Source organism: Flavicella sp. IMCC45537, assembly GCF_057197705.1.
Window position 1 is genome coordinate 608,126 of record NZ_CM170067.1, and the last position, 19,884, is coordinate 628,009.

Sequence of the window (19,884 nt, forward strand, 5' to 3'; positions counted from 1 at the left end):
TTTTTTTCAGGTGTTAAAGAATAAGTTTCAATATCATTATCTTTGTTAAATATATTTTTTAAGATGACACTTTTTAAAAAGATTTTAGAGAAACAAAAAGAAAAGAATCACTCTGATGCAAAGCCTGTTAATTTGGAGGCTCTTGTGAATTCTGGTAGAGTTCGCATTTCTCAAAATAAATTAACTAAAATCAAAGATAAATCAAGTGAAAGAGAGGGTAAATGACTCTTACTTGTTGTAAACCACAAGTCTAGTGGTTTTTTCTTTGTTTTCTTTAGCTGAAAAATTTTGAATATATTTTTCTAAATATAAGATACATCTTTTTTCAGGGTAAAATAAAACTCTATTAATTTCTCCAGCCCATTCATTTGCGTAAATAATTGTTTTGTCTTCGTTTGTACGGTAATATTTTTTGATATGCGGTGGTAGATTTTCTTTTAAATCTTCATCAATGAGTTCAATATAGTAGTAATTCAACTTAGAGGTGAAAAAGCTAAATGATAATAGGTGATCATAGTAGCCAAAAAGATTGCTTAGTGGAAGAAGTATTGTAAACAGAATGACGACACTTTTTTTGTAATTGAAATTTTTAAAAAAAGTTTCTAATGTGTTTTGAGTTTGGTAGCTCCAGAATAAAATTATGACACTTAGAATGTTTTGAAGATTCCAAGGGACCACATTGAAACCATAACCTAAATAGAAAAGCATTACAACAATAGTTGCGTGCATCCCTACAATTCCTAAGATTGCTAACTTTCTGGTTTTGTTGATAAATAAACAAACACCCAATAAAGCTTCAATATAAGGAACAGCGTATGTGAAAGCTTGCAATAGTTGCTTAGGAACAAAAGAGAAATGTTTTAAAAGTGCTCCAAGCCATTGTTCGTAGAAAATAGCGTTTAGTTTGTGGATACCACTCCAAAAATAGGTAGCAAAAAACAATAAAGAAACTGTAAAAATGATGGTTCTTTCTCTTCCTTTGTTTGGGAATATGTTGATAAAGAAAATGGTTAATATGCTTTGATAGAAATAAGGTTGTAGTCTGTTCTGGTCAACAAAGCATAGGTAAATATAAAAGAGTGTAATACTGAGTCCGACTACTTTTTTAGGTTTAAAAATTTGAAAGATCATCAAGCCGAAAAAGATTCCGGCGAATATAGTGTCAAAGGGAGTTGTTGGTGTGTATATGTTTTCAAATAATGGAATTGTAGGGAAATCTTTAGTGTTGATCCATAGCTCTGGGGCATATATAGAGGTGACTAAAAAGCCTAAGATAGCAAGGTTTTGTATCCAGGATATTTTTTGACTGTCTGATAATTTATCTAAATATTGTGTCATAATTAATAAAAATAACTTTTTTCAATAATATGCAACGCCTTGCAAAAACGTTCTTCTTTATTTTGTTCTCCATATGCATCCATGGAAATAAGATAATAGGTGTTGTTTTGGTTTTGTAAAAATATTTCAACGCTATTTTTAGGGAAGTTTTTTTCTTTTGAATTGAAATAAAATATATAACCTTGTTTGTCTTGAAAGTTTATTTCTTCCGCTATAACTGTGAATTCCGGGTTGTTTTTTTTGAGTGATTTTGTTCTGTTTTGAAAAAAATCATTGTCAATATTTTTTTTCTCAAAGTATATTCCGATATCGGTAATTACAGTTTCGCTGAGTTCTTTTGTGGTGTCTGCAAAATAGAGTCTGGATTCATTTTCACTGATGAAAAATTCTCGTTTAAAGTGTTTAGGGAGGTTTATTTCAAAATGACCATTAGGTTCTTTACAGTTTTTTAACTCTTCAGAAGAAACTTGTGAAGTACAGTTTAAATTTAGTTTTGTACTAAGTTTATTATTAGTGCAATTGGTGAGTACTAGGGTTCCAAAGAGAAAGTATAAAAGAAAGTGTTTTTTCATAAATAAATGCAGTATTCTGTTTTCAATTGAGTGCAATTTCGCTACATTTATCAAAATTACTAAAAAAGAGAGGAACATTCTATGAAAGCATTGGTTATATCTGGCGGAGGAAGTAAAGGAGCTTTTGCTGGGGGTGTTGCAGAGTATCTTATCAAGAAGCAACAAAAATCGTATGATTTATTTATAGGGACTTCTACAGGAAGTTTGCTGATTTCTCATTTAGCTTTGGGGAGAACTGCGGAGTTGAAAGAATTGTATACAAACGTAACAAATCGTAGTATTTTTGATAACAACCCTTTTTATATTAAAAAAGTACATGGAGAAAAAGTGATAAGTATTAATCACATGCATGTACTTTGGAATTTTATTAGAAAGAAAAAAACTTTTGGGGAGAGTAATAATTTACGACGTCTTATTAAAAAAAACTTGACCGAAGCTTATTATAATGAGTTGCGTGAATATAATAAGGAAGTTGTTGTTACTGTTTCTAATCTAACGGAGAGTACAATTGAGTATAAGTCTATTTATGATTACGCATATGATGATTTTTGCGATTGGATATGGGCTTCGTGTAATTACGTTCCGTTTATGAGTTTGTTCGAGAAAAACAATTGTCAGTATGCAGATGGTGGCTTTGGTAGTTTGGTTCCTATTCGAGAAGCAATAAATCGAGGAGCAAAAGAGGTGGATGTGATTATTCTAGATACAGAAGTTAAGTACTATAACAATCTTCCGGTTAAAAATCCATTTTCTCTGATTTCATCTTTATTTGAGTTTTTGTTAGGTAATGTAGAAAAACACAATGTTACAATTGGTAAATTGGCGGCAAGGCACAAAGATGTAAAGCTGAATTTATATTATACACCAACTGTATTGACTGTGAATTCGTTGATTTTTGATAAGAAAAAAATGGCCTCATGGTGGAAAGAGGGCTATGCTTATGCAGAGTCTATTTATGATCAGCAAACAAATCACATTAAGTTTGATAAATAGTTCTGTATTGGGCTAAGCTTGCTTTTAACAGATAATTATAGGTCAAAATGACTAGGTTGGTTATTTTTGCAGTAAACACCTTTGTCTATATGAAAGTAATGAAAGTCTTAATAATTTTGTTGGTGGCTATACCAGCACTAGTGTTTGGTCAAGGAAATTCAAAAAAAACAAGTTATTTAAATGCTAGTTTGTATGAAAAAGAATTTGAACTGATTCATACAAAATTAGAGGTTGGTTTTGATATCCCAAAAGAATTGTTATTTGGAAAAGAGTGGGTTTCATTAAGGCCTCATTTTTATGAGGCAGATAAATTGACGCTGGATGCAAAAGGCATGCAAATTGCAAAAATCGTATCAGAAGGAAATGAGTTGAGTTATTCAAATAATGGTTCTAAGTTGTTTATTGATCTTGGTAGGTTGTATACAAGGTTAGATACTTTAGAGTTGTATATTGAATACGTTGCGGATCCTTCAAAAGTAAGGCAAGAAGGTAGTAGAGCAATAACAAGTGCTAAAGGATTGTATTTTGTGAATGCAAAAGGCTTGGATGAGGATAAGCCAACTCAAATTTGGACTCAAGGTGAAACGGAGGCAAGTAGTTGTTGGTTTCCTACGATAGATAGTCCAAATCAGAAAACAACTCAAGAGATTTCAATCAGGGTTCCAGATTCTTATGTAACCTTGTCTAACGGAGTGTTAGAGAAGCAGGTAACGCATGAGAATAAGGAGCGAACGGATTATTGGGTGATGAAACAAAAGCATGCTCCTTATTTGTTTTTTATGGGGATAGGTGAGTTTTCGATTGTTAAGGATGAGTGGAGAGGAAAAGAGGTTAGCTATTATGTAGAAAAAGAACAGGAACATTTGGCGAGGCGTATTTTTGGTAAAACGCCTAAAATGATGGATTTCTTTTCTGAAATTACTGGTGTTGATTATGTTTGGGATAAGTATAGTCAAGTGGTTGTTAGAGATTTTGTAAGTGGAGCAATGGAGAATACAACTGCTGTTTCACATGCAGATATGGCATATCAAACAGAGGGAGATTTGATCGATGGTAATTCTTGGGAGCCTATTATTGCACATGAGTTATTTCATCATTGGTTTGGTGATTTGGTAACAACGGAAAACTGGGCTAATATAAGTTTGAATGAATCATTTGCTAATTATAGTGAGTACTTGTGGTTAGAGCATGAATATGGTTATGACCGAGCTGAAGAGCACAGGGTTAAGGCTGTGGATGCCTACAAGAATGGGGGTGTGCAGCATAGAGATTTAGTGAGGTTTGATTATGAGAATAGAGAAGATGTTTTTGATCTTGTGAGCTATAATAAAGGAGGTGCTGTGCTGCATATGCTCAAGAATGATATAGGGGAAGAAGCTTTTTTTAAAGGGCTTCATTTGTATTTAGTTGAAAATCAATACGGGTCAACAGAAGTTCCTCAGTTGAGAATGGCTTTTGAAAAGGTTTCGGGGAAGGATTTGAATTGGTTTTTTGATCAATGGTTTTATGGATCTGGTCATCCTGAGATTAGGGTGTCGCATGATTATAATGTTTTGGAAAAAACGGTTACTGTTACTTTGAGGCAATTGGGGAAAGAGTTTTATTTTCCGATATTGATTGATGTATATGAAAATGGTAAAAAGCGACAAATTGAGTTGTTTGTCGATAATGTTGAGAAATCGGTGACTTTTTCTTATGAGAAATATCCAGATTGGATACATGTGGATGCGAATCATGTGTTGTTGGCAGAGTTTGTAGAGAATAAAACTTTAGCGGAGCATAAATTTATTTTAACACATGCTTCTCATTTTGAGGATAGAAAAAAAGCTTTGTCGGAGTTGGTGAGGCATCAGATGGATAAAAAGATATTCGGAATGGTGGTAGATGCCTTTGATGACGAGAATTATCAAGTACAAGTGTTGGCTTTAGAGAATATTGATCTTAGTGGAAAGTATGCTAAAACAAAAGTGATAAAGAAGATTGAAAATATTGCAAAAACGGCGAAAAATAATCATGTAAAGGCAGCGGCAATAAAGGTAATGGGGCGTTTGGTGTATTTTGATTACCAGCAGTTTTTTGAGAAAAGTTTCAATGCGCCATCAAATAAGGTTAAAGGAGCGGCTTTGGAAGCTTTGTATTATTTAGATAAGGAAGCTGCAATTGCGCGCGCTAAAACATTACCAAATAGCGTAAAAAAAACGATTGCTTATCCTTTGGCAAAGATTTATATAGAGGAGAAAGATGATAAGGAGTTGGAGTTTGTTTCTCATTATATTATACAAGGCATGTATCTCGGAAATAGCGAGGAGACAAAGAAGTTGTTTAAGTCAGGTTTTGATTGGGTTGCGAAATCTAACAATATAAAAGCGTTTAAGAATATAACGGGAGATATTGTTGCTAAAGGGCGTCAATATAAAAAATATGATTTTGATAAACAGGGTGTAAAGCTGTTGCGCAAGATGGTGAGTGAGCAGGATAAGTTGAATAATGCTAATAAAAAAGAGATTATTGGAATTGTGAATGAAGCGCTAGAGGAGTTGATAAGGATTTAGTGTGTATAAAAATTTTGAAATAAAAGCAGTAAACGTAAGTTTACTGCTTTTATTTTTTTTTCCGGTTTTTTTAGGATTGTCTTTTTGTGTACTCTTTAAAAGTTCCGTCTTTGTAGAAGATCATAATTTTTTCTACTTCTTCGTTTTGAGATAGGAGGGTTTGTGTAGTAGGTGTAGGTTTTGATTCAGGACTTGTTTGTGTGTGTTGTGGTAGTTCTTTTGGTTCGTTGAAGATTTCTTGTTGTTTGGGTGTGGATTTTTGAATTTGGTTCTTCAAAGGAGAGGAGGGTGCTGTTGATTTGGGGAATTGACCAATCCCTTTTAGTAACCAATACATGTCGACTTCTTGATATGTTTCGATTGTTTTTAGTACAAACTCTAGGCTTGGTTTGTTTCTTCCAGAGAGGATATGAGAGATACTTGAGCGTGGGACTTCTATAGTTTCTGCGAAGTTAGAGGCAGAAATATTGTAGTATTCCATTACTTTTTTAAGTCTGTTAGAGAAGTTCGAGGTGTTTAACATTGTAGTCGTTTTTGGTGTTTACAAATGTAATTAAATAGATTTAAATAGTCTACCTGTAGGGTTGTTACTTTTTTAAAACATAAACAATAGCTTTAGGTAAGTAATGTAAGTTGTTGGTTTAAATGTTTTTAAGTTATCTGAGAAAGAAGAATGCTGTGTTCGGGGTGATGAAATGAAATAGGTAATGGAAAGAAAGATTTTTTCAAGCGTGTAGTGTACACAAAAGTAAACAAAAACAAAAAAACACATTGTTACAAATGTAAACAGGGGATTATTTACATTTGTAACATGAAAATTATGGATACGAATAAGCTTGAAAATTGGTACGCTTCCAATTTTGAAAAAGAGCTAAAAGGAAAGCGAATATTGTTTGAAGATATTCACCCGTTAATAGAGGGTTTGAAATCGTCGCAATTCGATAAAGAAATTATAGGAACATCAGAGGAAGGGACTTCTATTTATAAATTAAAAATAGGTTCTGGAGAAAAAAGAATTCTTATTTGGTCTCAAATGCACGGAAATGAAAGTACTGGGACAAAAGCTGTATTTGATTTGTTTAAGTTTTTAATTGCTCCAAATGAGTTAGAAGAATTTAGAGATGATATTTTAAATAACTGTACTTTGGTTTTTATTCCTATGCTGAATCCTGATGGATCTAAAAAATTTACAAGGGTAAATGCTAATGATATCGATTTAAATAGGGATGCGGTAAATAGGGTAGCAAAAGAAAGTAATTTACTAAGAGGTGTTTTGGATGCTTTTAATCCCCAGTTTTGTTTTAATCTTCATGATCAAAGAACCATATTTAATGTGGAAGGAACAGAAAATCCTGCTACAATTTCCTTTCTAGCTCCTTCAGAGGATTTAGAACGTACGCTTACCGAGGGTAGAAAGGAAACAATGAGCGTAATTGTGTCGATGAATGCTTTGTTGTCTAAAATAATTCCTAATCATATAGGTAGATATACAGATGAGTTTTATCCTACTGCGACAGGTGATAATTTTCAAAAATTAGGGCATAACACTATTTTAATTGAAGCAGGACATTATTACGATGATTATGACAGAGAAGAGGTGCGTAAGTTTAATTTCTTTGCGATGTTACAAGGGATTCATTTTGTAGCAAAAGAAAGTGATTATTCAAACTATGAGCCTTATTTTGATATTCCAAATAACGATAAAAAATGTTATGATATCATTTATAGGAATGTAAAAAATTCGAACGGAGAAATAGAGGATGTTGCTTATCAGTATGATTATAAAGTTGTAGCGGATGAGTTGGTTTTTGTGAAAGAAGAAGCTCAGAGAGGTGTTTTAAAAGATTTTGTAGGTCATAAAGAATATGATTTAAAGAAAAAAGAAATGAATTTGGATTGAAAATTAGAGATTTCGTAAAGGAAATGTCTTTTTGATAGAAATATTTTATTATTTTTGCAGAATAGCGATTTATTACCAAAATTAAACTCATGAAAAAATATAATTTAGATGAAGTAGATCACCAGATCTTGGATATGTTGATTGAAAATGCAAGAACCCCTTTTACTGATATTGCTAAAAAGTTATTGGTTTCAGCCGGAACTATTCATGTTCGTGTAAAAAAAATGGAAGAAGAGGGGATTATTAAAGGTTCTACGCTGACATTGAATTACGAAAAAATGGGATATGCGTTTATTGCGCACATTGGAATTTACTTAGAAAGAACATCGATGACAAAAGATGTGATTGAGGATTTAAGAAAAATTTCAAACGTGACCGTTGCTTATGTAACTGCTGGAAAGTTTAATATTTTTTGTAAAATAAGAGCTAAGGATACTGAAGATGCTAAAAATATTATATTCCAAATTGATGATATCCCTGGAGTTAATAGAACAGAAACTATGATTTCTTTAGAGGAAAGTATCAATGATAAGAAAAGAATGATGCATGCAATTTTTAGAGATTACTAAAAAGAGGTTTGCTTGAAAATTTAAAACGATAAACAATCTATGTTTATCGTTTTTTTTATTGTAAAAATCAAACTAGAAACTATGCTACATATTTTTTCTAATGTATGAATAGTTTATATCTTTACACACTGTCAATATCGATTAAATAAGATGAGTTTATATAAAAAGAATGCGCTTAAATTATATAATTCTTTAAGCAAAGAAAAGGAAGTTTTTACACCAATAAATGAAGGTTCTGTGGGAATGTATGTTTGTGGACCTACCGTTTATAGCAATGTGCATCTTGGTAATGTTAGAACTTTTATGTCTTTTGATTTGGTCTTTAGGTATTTAAAGCATTTAGGCTATAAAGTAAGGTATGTAAGGAATATTACAGATGCTGGACATTTAGAAAATGATGCTGATGTAGGAGAGGATAGGATTGCAAAAAAAGCTAGGATTGAGCAAATAGAGCCAATGGAGGTTGTGCAGCGATATACCGTTGACTTTCATGAAATATTGCAAAAATTCAATAATTTACCTCCAAGTATAGAACCAACTGCAACAGGGCATATTGTAGAGCAAGTGGAAATCATAAAAGACATCATTGAAAAGGGGATGGCTTATGTAGTAAACGGATCAGTTTACTTTGATGTTTTAAAATACAATGAATCTGGTAAGTATGGTGTTTTATCAGGGAGAAACATTGAAGATTCTATACATAATACAAGGGCACTTGACGGCCAATCTGAAAAGAAAAATCCGCAAGATTTTGCTTTATGGAAAAAAGCAAGCCCTGAGCATATTATGAGATGGCCTTCGCCATGGAGTGATGGTTTTCCTGGTTGGCACTTGGAGTGTACAGCAATGAGTACAAAGTATTTGGGAGAGAAATTTGATATTCATGGAGGTGGAATGGATTTAAAATTTCCACATCATGAGTGTGAAATAGCACAAGCTAATTGTTCTAATGGAACAGATCCAGTAAATTATTGGATGCATGCAAATATGCTGACGTTGAACGGACAGAAAATGGCGAAATCTACAGGGAATAACATTTTACCAGGAGAAATATTTTCAGGCGATAACAACGTATTAGACAAACCTTTTAGTCCTAGTGTTACAAGGTTTTTTATGTTACAAGCTCATTATAGAAGTAATTTAGATTTTTCTAGTGCGGCGCTTGAGGCATCGGAAAAAGGGTATAATAAATTGTTTCAAGGTTTAGGACTTTTGGAAAGTTTGAAAACAAGTAAAGCCTCTAGTGTTGGTATTGAAAAATGGGTTCAGGCATGTTATGATGCTATGAATGATGATTTTAATAGTCCGATTCTGATTGCTAGTTTGTTTGAAGCTGTAAAGTTTATTCATTTAATTAATGATGGAAAGGAAACGATAACTCAAGAGGATTTAAACACATTATCATCTGTATTGAAATCATTTGTGTTTGATGTTCTAGGGTTGGTTGATGAGGCTTCTGAGGATAACTCAGAGAAACTAAGCGGTACTGTTGAGTTGTTGATCAAACTTAGAAAAGAAGCAAGGGATAATAAAAATTGGGCATTGTCAGATCAAATTAGAGATGAGTTATTGGCTTTAGGTATCCAATTAAAAGATGGTAAAGAAGGAACTAGCTTTACTGTAAATTGAGCTTGATCCAGAAAATAATAAGATTTCCTTTTATAGCGTTGGTAAGGATTTATCAGGCTATGATTTCACCGTATTTACCTGCAACATGTAGGTATGCTCCAACGTGTTCTCAGTATAGTATAGAGGCGATAGAAAGGCATGGTGTGTTAAAGGGAGGTTTACTGGCTTTAAAAAGAATAGGGAGTTGCCACCCTTGGGGAAGTAGCGGATATGATCCGGTTCCGGATAAAGAATCTAGAAACAACAATAAAGAAAAATGAATTTTAACGCAATAACTTGGGATCCTTCACTGGGCATAGAATTAGGCTTTTTTACGATACGCTATTATAGTTTAATGTTTGTACTTGCATTCGGTGTAGGTTTAGCCCTGATGAAAAGAATCTATATCAAAGATGGTATAGAGCTTGAAAAGCTTGATAAATTGTTTATGTATACAATTATTGCAACGATTCTAGGGGCAAGGTTAGGGCATGTTTTCTTTTATGACTGGGCATATTTTAAGAATCATTTGGGGGAAATTTTATTGCCTGTAAAATTCAATCCTTTCCGTTTTACTGGGTTTGCAGGGTTGGCGAGTCATGGTGCTGCCGTTGGGATAATAACTGCACTTTATTTTTACAGTAAAAATATTTTAAAAAAGCCGCTGTTGTTTGTGTTGGATAGGGTAGGTATTGTTGTGGCGCTCGCAGGTTTTTTTATTAGGATTGGTAATTTAATGAATTCTGAGATTATTGGTAAACCGACGGGTTCTGATTTTGGGATTATATTCAAAAAATTAGGAGAAGATTTTCCAAGACATCCTACTCAGTTGTATGAGGCGTTTAGTTATTTGGCTATTTTTGGATGTCTGTGGTATTTATATTGGAAAACGGATAAAAAAGAACAATATGGATATTTATTTGGTTTCTTTTTTGCAACCTTATGGTCCGTACGTTTTATTATAGAATTCTTAAAAGAAGCTCAAATAGAGAATAGAGGGGATTGGGATTTGAATACGGGGCAATGGCTAAGTATTCCATTAATAATAGTAGGATTGTATTATATGTTCAGAAAAAAATAATAAAAAAGCCCTTAATTACTTAAGGGCTTTTTTATTGTTCTTAAGTGAATTGGCAAAGTATGCCCCCCATTAATGCTAATGAAACAATCCAATATCCGGCATTGATCATTACATATTTAAAACTTCTTTTTTCGAAAATAGCATTGGTTCCAAAAATTGGAAGTACTAATAGCATTCCGATCATGGTTCCGTGTAAAGCACCGTGTTTAAAGGTTCTGTAGTTATTTCCATATTTCTCCATAAAGTCGGCAGCATAAAGATTGAGCTCTGATCCCTCCACCATTAGGCTTGCGTCACTCATAAGTACAGAAAAGAATCCAAATTGATGAATTACGAAGGTTCCTAAGATAAAAGCCATAAGGTAGCTTAAAATATAGCAGTATAGAAAAACGATCGGGTTTGGTTTTTCAAGGGTTTCTAATGTGAAATTGCACTCTTTCATCCAGGAGCTTCCAAAAACTTTTGGGTTGTACCAAATAAATCCCATAAATAAAGGAACAATTGCAGCAATAGCAATAACAACAAAGTTAAATTTCATATTCTTTTTTTTTAGGTTAGTAAGTAAATATAAGAATAATCTTAATATAATATAGTTGGTAGGCTTAGGCGAAAATGGAGAATAAAAAAAGTGCATTCGGTGAATGAATGCACTTTGAAAATCAATTTTTTTAGTAATTATGAATTTCTAAAAACAAATTTTCCGTCAAAAGCGTCTAATAAAATTTTTTGTTCAGCTGTAACTTTACCAGCTAAAATTTCTTTAGAAAGTGAATTTAACACCTCTTTTTGTATCACACGTTTTACGGGTCTTGCCCCAAATTGAGGATCGAATCCTTTGTCTGTAAGTTCTTCAATAGCTTCTTTTGTAGCATCTAAAACAATTTGTTTTTCTGCGAGCATTTTTGCTAATTTACTAATATGAATGTTCACAATATTCTTTATTTCCTCCTTGTTTAAAGGGGTGAACATGATTACTTCATCAATTCTATTTAAAAATTCAGGTCTTACTGATTTTTTCAATACCGCCATGACATCAATTTTCGCTTTTTCGGCTATACTAGCTCTATTATCTGCTGAAGCTTTTTCAAAATGTTCCTGGATACTTTCCGCTCCAATATTAGATGTCATAATAATGATAGAATTTTTGAAGTCCGCAATACGACCTTTATTATCTGTTAAACGCCCTTCATCAAGTACTTGAAGCAAGATATTGAAAGTATCAGGGTGTGCTTTTTCAATTTCATCTAGTAAAATTACTGAATACGGTTTTCTTCTAACAGCTTCCGTGAGTTGACCTCCTTCATCATAACCAACGTATCCAGGAGGAGCTCCAACCAATCTGCTTACAGAATGACGTTCTTGGTACTCACTCATATCTATTCTGGTCATGGCATTTTCATCATCAAACAAATAGGAAGCTAAGGCTTTTGCTAGTTCTGTTTTCCCAACACCCGTTGTTCCTAGAAACAAAAAGGAACCTAATGGCTTTTTATCATCTTGTAATCCAGCTCTAGACCTCCTTACAGCATCAGATACCGCTTCAATAGCTTCTTCTTGACCAACAACTCTTTTGTGAAGTTCATCTTCTAAGTTTAATAGTTTTTCTCTTTCGCTTTGTAGCATTTTTTGAACAGGTATCCCAGTCCATTTAGCAACAACTTCAGCAATATCATCAGAAGTAACCTCTTCTTTTATTAATGCGTTCTCTTGATTGTTGACTTCAACCTGTAATTTATCAAGCGCTTCTTGGGCGTCTTTTATTTTGCCATAACGCAATTCTGCTACCAATCCATAATCACCATCTCGTTCTGCTTTATCAGCTTCTAATTTGTGACTTTCAATCGCTTCTTTGATCTTTTGAACTTTATCTACTAAATCTTTCTCGCTTTTCCATTTACTATATATGGAATCTCTTTGTTCTTTTGTGTTGGCGAGTTCTTTTTTAAGCTGGGAAAGTTTCGTTTTGTCGTTTTCTCTTTTGATTGCCTCTAACTCAATTTCTATCTGCATGATTTTACGATCAAGAACATCAAGCTCTTCTGGTTTAGAGTTGATTTCCATGCGCATTTTAGAAGCAGATTCATCCATTAAGTCAATTGCTTTATCTGGCAAGAAACGGTTAGTAATATAGCGCTGTGAAAGTTCAACAGCGGCAATCACCGCTTCGTCTTTTATTCTAACTTTGTGATGTACTTCGTATTTGTCTTTAATACCTCGTAAAATTGAAATAGCACTTTCAGTATCCGGTTCATCCACAATTACTTTTTGGAAACGTCTTTCTAATGCTTTGTCTTTTTCAAAGTATTTTTGGTATTCATCTAGAGTAGTGGCTCCAATAGCTCGCAATTCACCTCTGGCTAAGGCTGGTTTAAGAATGTTGGCGGCATCCATAGCACCGTCACCACCTCCAGCGCCCACAAGAGTATGTATTTCATCAATAAAGAGTACTATAGATCCATCCGAATTGATCACTTCTTTAACTACAGATTTTAAGCGCTCTTCAAATTCTCCTTTGAATTTAGCTCCGGCAATCAATGCTCCCATATCTAAAGAAAAAATTTGTTTATCCTTTAGGTTTTCTGGAACATCTCCTTTGATAATTCTATGCGCTAATCCCTCTGCGATGGCAGTTTTACCAACACCTGGTTCTCCAACTAACATTGGGTTGTTTTTTGTTCTACGAGATAAAATTTGTAAAATTCTACGGATTTCTTCATCTCTTCCAATTACAGGGTCTAATTTTCCGTCATTGGCAAGCTGATTTAAGTTTTTTGCATACTTGCTTAAACTGTTATATGTGTCTTCCGCGCTTTGAGATTTAACATTCTCTCCTTGTCGAATTTCATCAATAGCGGCTTTTAATCCTTTTTCTGTAACTCCTTGATCTTTTATTTGTTGTGAAACCGTGTCTTTGCTTTTAAAGATTGCAATTAATAGATGTTCAATAGAGACATACTCATCATTCATTTTTTTTGCAATGTTATTTGCGTCAATGAACATTCTATTTGCTGTAGCAGAAAGACTTAGGTTGCCTCCAGAAACTTTTGGCAAGCTGTCAATGGTTCTGTCTAATACCTCTGTAAAAACAGGAATATTAATTTCTAATTTTTTTAATATGAAAGGAGTAACATTTTTGTCAACATTTAAAATAGCCTTAAAAACGTGAGCCACTTCAATTTGTTGTTGTCCTAAGCCTTGAGTAATCTCTTGTGCTTTTTGTACAACTTCTTGTGATTTTATGGTGTAATTATTAAAATTCATAACTCGTAATTTTTAAATTCAATCTAACATTGTCAAATAGCATTCCTTTTTATTGATGGGAGTAAAAGAGGTCAAAATGTCTTGTAAGGTCTTGTAATTAGAGACAAATTGTCTTTTTAGATTGATTTTTAACGACAATATTTCAGGTTTTAAAAAATAGTTAGTTTTGAAAGGATAGCTTATTTTTGTCGTCAATTAGACAAAACAAATAAAGATGGGAATATTAAGCGGAGTTTTTGGTTCAAAATCGGAAAAAAAAGAAACACCAGGTATTAACTGGATACAATTAACAAAAGAGGAGCAATTGGAGGGCTTGAGTAAAACTTCTGTTTTGTTTAAGCATAGTACACGCTGTGGTATCAGTAGTTCTGTGATCAAACGTTTTGAGAAACAACATGTAGATCTTAACGATCAGGTGGACTTCTATTATTTAGATTTATTAAATTTTAGAAACATTTCTAGCGCAATTGCAGAAAAATTTCAGGTAATTCATCAATCGCCTCAAGCTGTTGTTGTTAAGGGGGAGGAGTTGGTTGCCCATGGGTCTCATTATGACATTTTGGAACTTGATCTGAAGGAGTTTTTAGAGTAATTTTATTTAGGTAATTTAGGAGTTGGTTTTAAAAAACGGTTAACTCGATAAATTTATCGAAATGTTAGGGTTGGTATAAAAATATTTAAGACTATCTTTGCTACAAGAAAAATTTTAAACAAAATCTTTCAATTCTCGATGAAATTTTATAATTTGAGTATTGAAATTAATTAACAGAAACGGAATTATATTACATGGCTAAATCAGAACAAAGCTTCAACAAAAAAGAAAAAGAAAAGAAACGTTTGAAAAAACGTGAATTGAAAATGAAGAAAAAGGAGGAGCGTAAGGCCAATGCTACAGGTGGTGATATGATGATGTATGTTGATCAATTTGGGAACCTTACAGAAACTCCACCGGATCCAGCAGAAAAAGTGATTATTGATGCGGAAAGCATTGAAATTGGAATCCCTAAAAAAGTTGAAGAAGATATTGATCCTGTTCATAAGGGTAGAGTTGCTTTCTTTAATGACTCAAAAGGTTTTGGATTTATCAATGATGCTGATAATGGTGAAAAATATTTTGTACACGTTAATGGATTGTTACAAGAGATAAAAGAAAATGACAAAGTCCAGTTTGAACTTGAAAGAGGAATGAAGGGAATGAATGCAGTAAAGGTTAAGAAAATTTAATCTTTTAGAATTTATAAATAAAAATCCGGATACAATTTGTATCCGGATTTTTTTTTGCTCTTAACTGAATGTAAGTCTTTGTTTTTTAGTTGTTAAAGAGGGTGGTGTTTGTAAAAGGTTACTAAAATGTAAAATATTTATTAGGGTTTTTAAGATTGAGTTTGTTTCAATAATAAGAACATGAGTTGATAAAAGCTCAAAAACCCTATTAAGATGGAAATTTACCAAATACCTGTTTTTGATGATGATTTTTACAAAATGCTTTTTAGGTTTTGTATTAATATTAGTTTTCTTACAATTATCATTAGGTTTTTGTATTACCGAGGTTCAAAGAACAAAGAATATTTCTTTACTTATTATATGATTAGTGTAATCGTATTTTTTTTATGTTTCACTTTAAAAAAATACGAATTGGATTTGGGGATGGCGCTTGGACTTTTTGCCATATTTGGGATTATTAGATATCGTACCAATTCAATTCAAATAAAGGAGATGACTTATCTCTTTATTATCATAGGGGTATCTGTAATAAATTCATTGGCAAATAGAAAGATGAGTTATGCTGAAATTCTTGGGGCTAATACATTAGTTATTATAGTATTGTCACTTACAGAGTGGTTTTGGACTTTGAAACATCAAGTATCCAAAGATATTATATATGATGTTCTTGAAAACGTTAAGCCTTGTAACTACCAAATTTTAAAAAATGACCTGGAAATGAAAACAGGATTGACTATTGATAAAGTTTCAATAGGAGAAATAAACTTTCCTAAAAAGAGGGTTAAAATAACAGTTTATTATGAAAATGGAAATTCTTAAAAAAATGAAATTATATTGTAAAACCATAAAGTTATGCGTCGTAGTTGTCCTTGGAATGTTAGCTTTTGAATCAGAGGCACAAGGGGAATATGTAGAGGTAAGAGACTTGGAAACCTGGTCTAGTATCAATTTAAAATACAAGGTTAATAAAACTTGGAAAATGTCTTTTCAAGGGCAGTTAAGATTAGAAAATAATAGTTCTGAAGTAAGTCAATATTTTGGACAGTATGATCTAACATATGCTCCATTTAAACATTTCTCTTTTGCAGGAGCTTTACGTTATGTAAGAAAGAATGATAATACTGGAAATGTTCAGGGGTATGAGAATCATTTTAGGTATCACCTCGATGGAATTTTTAAACACAAAGCAGATCGGTTTAAATTCAAATACAGACTAAGGTATCAGAATAAAAATGAAATAGGGGTTGATGATGAGTCACGACAATACTTTCGTTTCAAAGCAGGTTTGGATTATAATATAAGAAAATGGAAACTGGACCCTGAACTTTCCGGAGAACTTTTTCATGGTTTAGGGAATCAGAATAATGAATTGGAAGGGTTTCGTATTACATTTGGAACTTCTTTTAAAGTTCATAAAGCGGGTGCTGTAGGTGTGTTTTATAGGTTTGAAGAAGAGCTTAACACCACTTACCCGAAATCTCGAAACATTTTAGGATTTAAATATACTTACTCATTAAAATAAAATAATATGAAAATTAATAAACTTAAATATGTACTTGTTGCATTTGTATTGGTAACCTTTGTAGCATGCAAGGAAACCATTTATGTGGAAGCTGATGAATTGGAAACTGAAGTTGAAAATGATAAAGAACCTGGAGAGGGCTTGGATGATTGGACTACAGAGACGCATACCAAGGATGGAGCGATAAATTATGAAATGGTGTTTCCACAAGACAAGGTAAATAGGATAGATATAGTTTTATCAGCAGCAGAACACGCAAGTATGCAGTCTAATTTGGCTTCTATTGTTGGATCAACAGGAGGTGGTCCTGGTGGAGGTGGTGGGAATTTCTCAGATGAAACACCAATGTATGTAGCATGTGATTTTTATTTTAATAATACGCAGTGGTATGAAGTTGGGGTTCGTTATAAAGGAAACTCTAGTTTGTATTCAGCATATAGAAGTGGAAATGGTAAGTTTCCGTTACGTTTTAAATTTGATGAGTTTGAAGATGATTATTCTGAAATAAAAAACCAACGTTTTTATGGATTTCAACACCTTTCGATGAATAGTAACTTTAAAGATGACTCCTTTATGCGAGAAAAAACAGCTTGCGATTTATTTAGAGACTTTGGAGTGCCAGCTGTAAAAACAGCATATTATGAAATTTATGTAGATGAAGGAAATGGTTCGCCTATTTATTATGGACTTTATACAATGGATGAGGTTGTTTTTGATACCATGTTGAATTCTGTATTTGGTAGCGAAACTGGAAATTGCTACAAACCAGATGGTGATGGGGCAAAGTTTTCTTCTAGTGGTTTTACCTTAGATGATTTTGAAAAGAAAACCAATGAGGATGAAGCGGATTGGTCTGATATTCAGGCAATGTATGATGCACTACATACTACAACTAGAACGACAGATGTTGAAAGTTGGAAAGATGGATTAGAAGCTGTTTTTGATGTTCAAGGGTTTTTAAAATATTTAGCAGTTAATAATACTATTCAGAATTGGGATACTTATGCTAATATGACCCATAATTATTATTTGTATCATGATCCAGCAGATGATCTGATCAAATGGATTGTTTGGGATAATAATGAGGCATTCAATAGTGGAGGTGGACCAGCAGGTGCAGTTTCAATAGATATGAGTGAGGTGAGTTCGGATTGGCCATTGATATCTTATTTAATAGCTATTCCTGAATACGAAGAGGATTATAAGACGTATTTGGAGGATTTTAATAATAATTATTATGTTCCTGCTGCTATGGATGCGATTTATACGAACTTATCTAGTTTGATTTATACTAGCGCCACATCAGAATCTTCGGGATATACGAATTTATCAGGAGGAGCTTCTGGCTTTACATCAGGTGTAGCAACTATAAAAGCGCATTGTGAAGCAAGAAATACAGTTGTAGATAATTATTTAAATGATTAATCATATGAAAAGAGAAATTATAGTATTAGTAGGGCTGGTAATTGCACTTATGGTTTTTGCAGGTTGTAAATCCAATAAACCCACTCAAAGTCGGGAGGGTCAAAGAGCACATAAAAGGCCAACTGTTGAGCAGTTGTTTGAAAAAATGGATTCAAATAAAGATGGGAAGCTTTCAGAGAAAGAAGTCAAAGGACCTTTAGCAAATGATTTTGATAAAATTGATTTAGATGAAGATGGGTTCTTGTCAAAAGAAGAGATAGAAAAAGCGCCTAAGCCTAATAATAATAGGAATAGGATGGAGCAAAACAGGCCTGAGTTTTAAGTGTATTCATTTGCCGGTTATTTACAATTTTAATTTTTAGGTATTAATAAAAATCAGTTTGTGTAAGGTTTATTGAATTTGGTCGACAGAAAATAGTAGTTCATCTAAATATATATGTTTTACAGTATGTTTTTATGAACTTTGAGTAAACGTTAAAACTTACGCTATGGTACGAACAAAGGAAATATCCAAACAAAAAGTGATTCAGACGGTAGTTGTAATTAATACCTTATTATTAGGATTGATATTTATTGCAACAAAAATTTAAAACTACCCACAAGATAATAGAAAGACATGGTTTTCCATGTCTTTTTTTTGTTTAATAAAATTAAGTATAACATAAACAAAAATTAAAACTTTTTTGTAATTTTACTTGAGTCCATAAATCAGAAAGAATGAAATTGAATAAAAATAGACATGGTTTTAAATTTTCAGCTTTTAAAGAAGAAGAGAAATCTAAATTTGATCAGTTATTTGGCATATTTAAAGAGATAATTACACATACTTCTGGGGATTTTGATGAAGCTATTAAATGGATGAAAACATTAGACAAAGAATATAAGTTAACTGATGAGACTTATTCTTTAGATGATTTTATTGACGAGTTAAAGGAGCGTGGCTATTTGAAAGATGAAATTGATCCAAACGGAAAGGGTAAAACAAAAATCACATCAAAAACAGAAAAGGCGATACGAAAAAATGCTTTAAACCAGATCTTTGGGAAAATAAAGAAAAATGGTTTAGGAAATCATAAAACAAAGCATAGTGGTTTAGGAGATGAAAAGACAGGAGATTTTAGGGCGTTTCAGTTTGGTGATTCTATCGATAGTTTGTCAGTTACAGAAAGTCTTAAAAATGCGCAAATCAATAATGGGTTAACAGATTTTAGTTTAACTGAGAAAGATCTAGTTATTGAGGATACGCATCATAAATCACAAATGAGTACGGTTTTAATGATTGATATTAGTCATAGTATGATTTTGTATGGAGAGGACAGAATTACTCCGGCAAAAAAAGTTGCCATGGCTTTATCAGAATTAATTACATCGAGGTATCCTAAAGACACCTTGGATATACTTGTTTTTGGAAATGATGCATGGACAATTAAAGTAAAAGATTTGCCTTATTTGCAAGTAGGCCCTTATCATACAAACACCGTTGCTGGGTTGAATTTAGCAATGGATATATTAAGAAGGAAAAGAAATACCAATAAGCATATTTTTATGATTACCGATGGAAAGCCAAGTTGTTTGAGGTTACCTGATGGTAGGTATTATAAAAATAGTAATGGTTTGGATCCATATATAACTGAAAAGTGCTATAATATGGCGGCATATGCCAGGAAATTGCATATTCCAATCACAACATTTATGATTGCAAGAGATCCTTATTTGCAAAATTTTGTAGATAAGTTCACAGAATCAAATAAAGGCAAGGCTTTTTATACAGGATTAGAAGGTTTAGGTGAAATGATATTTCACGATTATGAAAACAATAGAAAAAAACGCATGCGATAA

General features: G+C 32.8%; 20 protein-coding genes. 15 read left to right on the forward strand and 5 right to left on the reverse strand.

The window, feature by feature from the left end; translation table 11 throughout:
- Positions 1-63 precede the first annotated feature (63 nt).
- Positions 64-225: a hypothetical protein gene (locus AC2DGP_RS02795; protein WP_484491509.1), complete on the forward strand. Its 162-nt coding sequence runs from the start codon at positions 64-66 to the stop codon at positions 223-225.
- 3 nt (positions 226-228) lie between these two features.
- On the opposite strand, the gene AC2DGP_RS02800 is transcribed toward AC2DGP_RS02795, so the two are convergent.
- A complete protein-coding gene (locus AC2DGP_RS02800; protein ID WP_484491510.1) occupies positions 229-1,338 on the reverse strand; it encodes a MauE/DoxX family redox-associated membrane protein in 1,110 nt (369 codons plus the stop codon).
- Positions 1,339-1,340: 2 nt separating this feature from the next.
- On the reverse strand, positions 1,341-1,910 hold the full coding sequence (locus tag AC2DGP_RS02805; RefSeq protein WP_484491511.1) for a hypothetical protein: 570 nt from the start codon (positions 1,908-1,910) through the stop codon (positions 1,341-1,343).
- Between the two features lie 81 nt (positions 1,911-1,991).
- On the opposite strand from AC2DGP_RS02805, the gene AC2DGP_RS02810 reads away from it, so the two are divergent.
- Together AC2DGP_RS02810 and AC2DGP_RS02815 are read left to right on the forward strand one after the other, a co-directional pair.
- Entirely contained in the window at positions 1,992-2,903 is a 912-nt protein-coding gene (locus AC2DGP_RS02810) for a patatin-like phospholipase family protein (RefSeq protein ID WP_484491512.1), read from the forward strand.
- Positions 2,904-2,992: 89 nt separating this feature from the next.
- Positions 2,993-5,455: a M1 family aminopeptidase gene (locus AC2DGP_RS02815; protein WP_484491513.1), complete on the forward strand. Its 2,463-nt coding sequence runs from the start codon at positions 2,993-2,995 to the stop codon at positions 5,453-5,455.
- Between the two features lie 70 nt (positions 5,456-5,525).
- Here AC2DGP_RS02815 and AC2DGP_RS02820 read toward each other — a convergent pair whose 3' ends face one another.
- Positions 5,526-5,978: a helix-turn-helix transcriptional regulator gene (locus AC2DGP_RS02820; RefSeq protein ID WP_484491514.1), complete on the reverse strand. Its 453-nt coding sequence runs from the start codon at positions 5,976-5,978 to the stop codon at positions 5,526-5,528.
- Between the two features lie 297 nt (positions 5,979-6,275).
- On the opposite strand from AC2DGP_RS02820, the gene AC2DGP_RS02825 reads away from it, so the two are divergent.
- From AC2DGP_RS02825 to AC2DGP_RS02845, 5 genes are all read left to right on the forward strand, one after another.
- Positions 6,276-7,355, forward strand: a complete 1,080-nt coding sequence (locus AC2DGP_RS02825) for a M14 family zinc carboxypeptidase (protein WP_484491515.1) — start codon at positions 6,276-6,278, stop codon at positions 7,353-7,355.
- An 89-nt stretch (positions 7,356-7,444) separates the two neighbouring features.
- Positions 7,445-7,924 carry an Lrp/AsnC family transcriptional regulator gene (locus AC2DGP_RS02830; protein WP_484491516.1) on the forward strand — a complete coding sequence of 160 codons (480 nt, stop codon included), beginning with the start codon at positions 7,445-7,447 and terminating at the stop codon, positions 7,922-7,924.
- Positions 7,925-8,074: 150 nt separating this feature from the next.
- Positions 8,075-9,553: a cysteine--tRNA ligase gene (gene cysS, locus AC2DGP_RS02835; RefSeq protein WP_484491517.1), complete on the forward strand. Its 1,479-nt coding sequence runs from the start codon at positions 8,075-8,077 to the stop codon at positions 9,551-9,553.
- A 2-nt stretch (positions 9,554-9,555) separates the two neighbouring features.
- Entirely contained in the window at positions 9,556-9,813 is a 258-nt protein-coding gene (yidD, locus tag AC2DGP_RS02840; protein WP_484491518.1) for a membrane protein insertion efficiency factor YidD, read from the forward strand.
- Positions 9,810-10,613, forward strand: coding sequence for a prolipoprotein diacylglyceryl transferase (locus AC2DGP_RS02845; RefSeq protein WP_484491519.1), 804 nt, complete (start codon positions 9,810-9,812; stop codon positions 10,611-10,613). Before yidD ends, AC2DGP_RS02845 begins: the two co-directional genes overlap by 4 nt.
- A 40-nt stretch (positions 10,614-10,653) precedes the next feature.
- On the opposite strand, the gene AC2DGP_RS02850 is transcribed toward AC2DGP_RS02845, so the two are convergent.
- On the reverse strand, positions 10,654-11,151 hold the full coding sequence (locus AC2DGP_RS02850) for a DUF1761 domain-containing protein (protein WP_484491520.1): 498 nt from the start codon (positions 11,149-11,151) through the stop codon (positions 10,654-10,656).
- Positions 11,152-11,288: 137 nt separating this feature from the next.
- Complete coding sequence (gene clpB / locus AC2DGP_RS02855) at positions 11,289-13,874, reverse strand: ATP-dependent chaperone ClpB (protein WP_484491521.1); 2,586 nt, start codon at positions 13,872-13,874, stop codon at positions 11,289-11,291.
- Between the two features lie 214 nt (positions 13,875-14,088).
- On the opposite strand from clpB, the gene ytxJ reads away from it, so the two are divergent.
- The 7 genes from ytxJ to AC2DGP_RS02890 all read left to right on the forward strand — a co-directional run bounded on the left by ytxJ (position 14,089) and on the right by AC2DGP_RS02890 (position 19,884).
- Positions 14,089-14,466 carry a bacillithiol system redox-active protein YtxJ gene (gene ytxJ / locus AC2DGP_RS02860; RefSeq protein ID WP_484491522.1) on the forward strand — a complete coding sequence of 126 codons (378 nt, stop codon included), beginning with the start codon at positions 14,089-14,091 and terminating at the stop codon, positions 14,464-14,466.
- A gap of 194 nt (positions 14,467-14,660) precedes the next feature.
- Positions 14,661-15,098 (forward strand): cold-shock protein, encoded by a 438-nt coding sequence (locus AC2DGP_RS02865; RefSeq protein ID WP_484491523.1) that lies wholly within the window; start codon positions 14,661-14,663, stop codon positions 15,096-15,098.
- 213 nt (positions 15,099-15,311) lie between these two features.
- A complete protein-coding gene (locus AC2DGP_RS02870; protein ID WP_484491524.1) occupies positions 15,312-15,917 on the forward strand; it encodes a DUF4956 domain-containing protein in 606 nt (201 codons plus the stop codon).
- Between the two features lie 4 nt (positions 15,918-15,921).
- A complete protein-coding gene (locus AC2DGP_RS02875; protein WP_484491525.1) occupies positions 15,922-16,620 on the forward strand; it encodes a DUF2490 domain-containing protein in 699 nt (232 codons plus the stop codon).
- 6 nt (positions 16,621-16,626) lie between these two features.
- The gene (locus tag AC2DGP_RS02880) at positions 16,627-18,045 is read left to right on the forward strand and encodes a CotH kinase family protein (RefSeq protein ID WP_484491526.1); all 1,419 of its coding nucleotides are present in this window, start codon (positions 16,627-16,629) and stop codon (positions 18,043-18,045) included.
- Between the two features lie 4 nt (positions 18,046-18,049).
- Positions 18,050-18,367 (forward strand): EF-hand domain-containing protein, encoded by a 318-nt coding sequence (locus AC2DGP_RS02885; protein ID WP_484491527.1) that lies wholly within the window; start codon positions 18,050-18,052, stop codon positions 18,365-18,367.
- 395 nt (positions 18,368-18,762) lie between these two features.
- The gene (locus tag AC2DGP_RS02890) at positions 18,763-19,884 is read left to right on the forward strand and encodes a vWA domain-containing protein (protein ID WP_484491528.1); all 1,122 of its coding nucleotides are present in this window, start codon (positions 18,763-18,765) and stop codon (positions 19,882-19,884) included.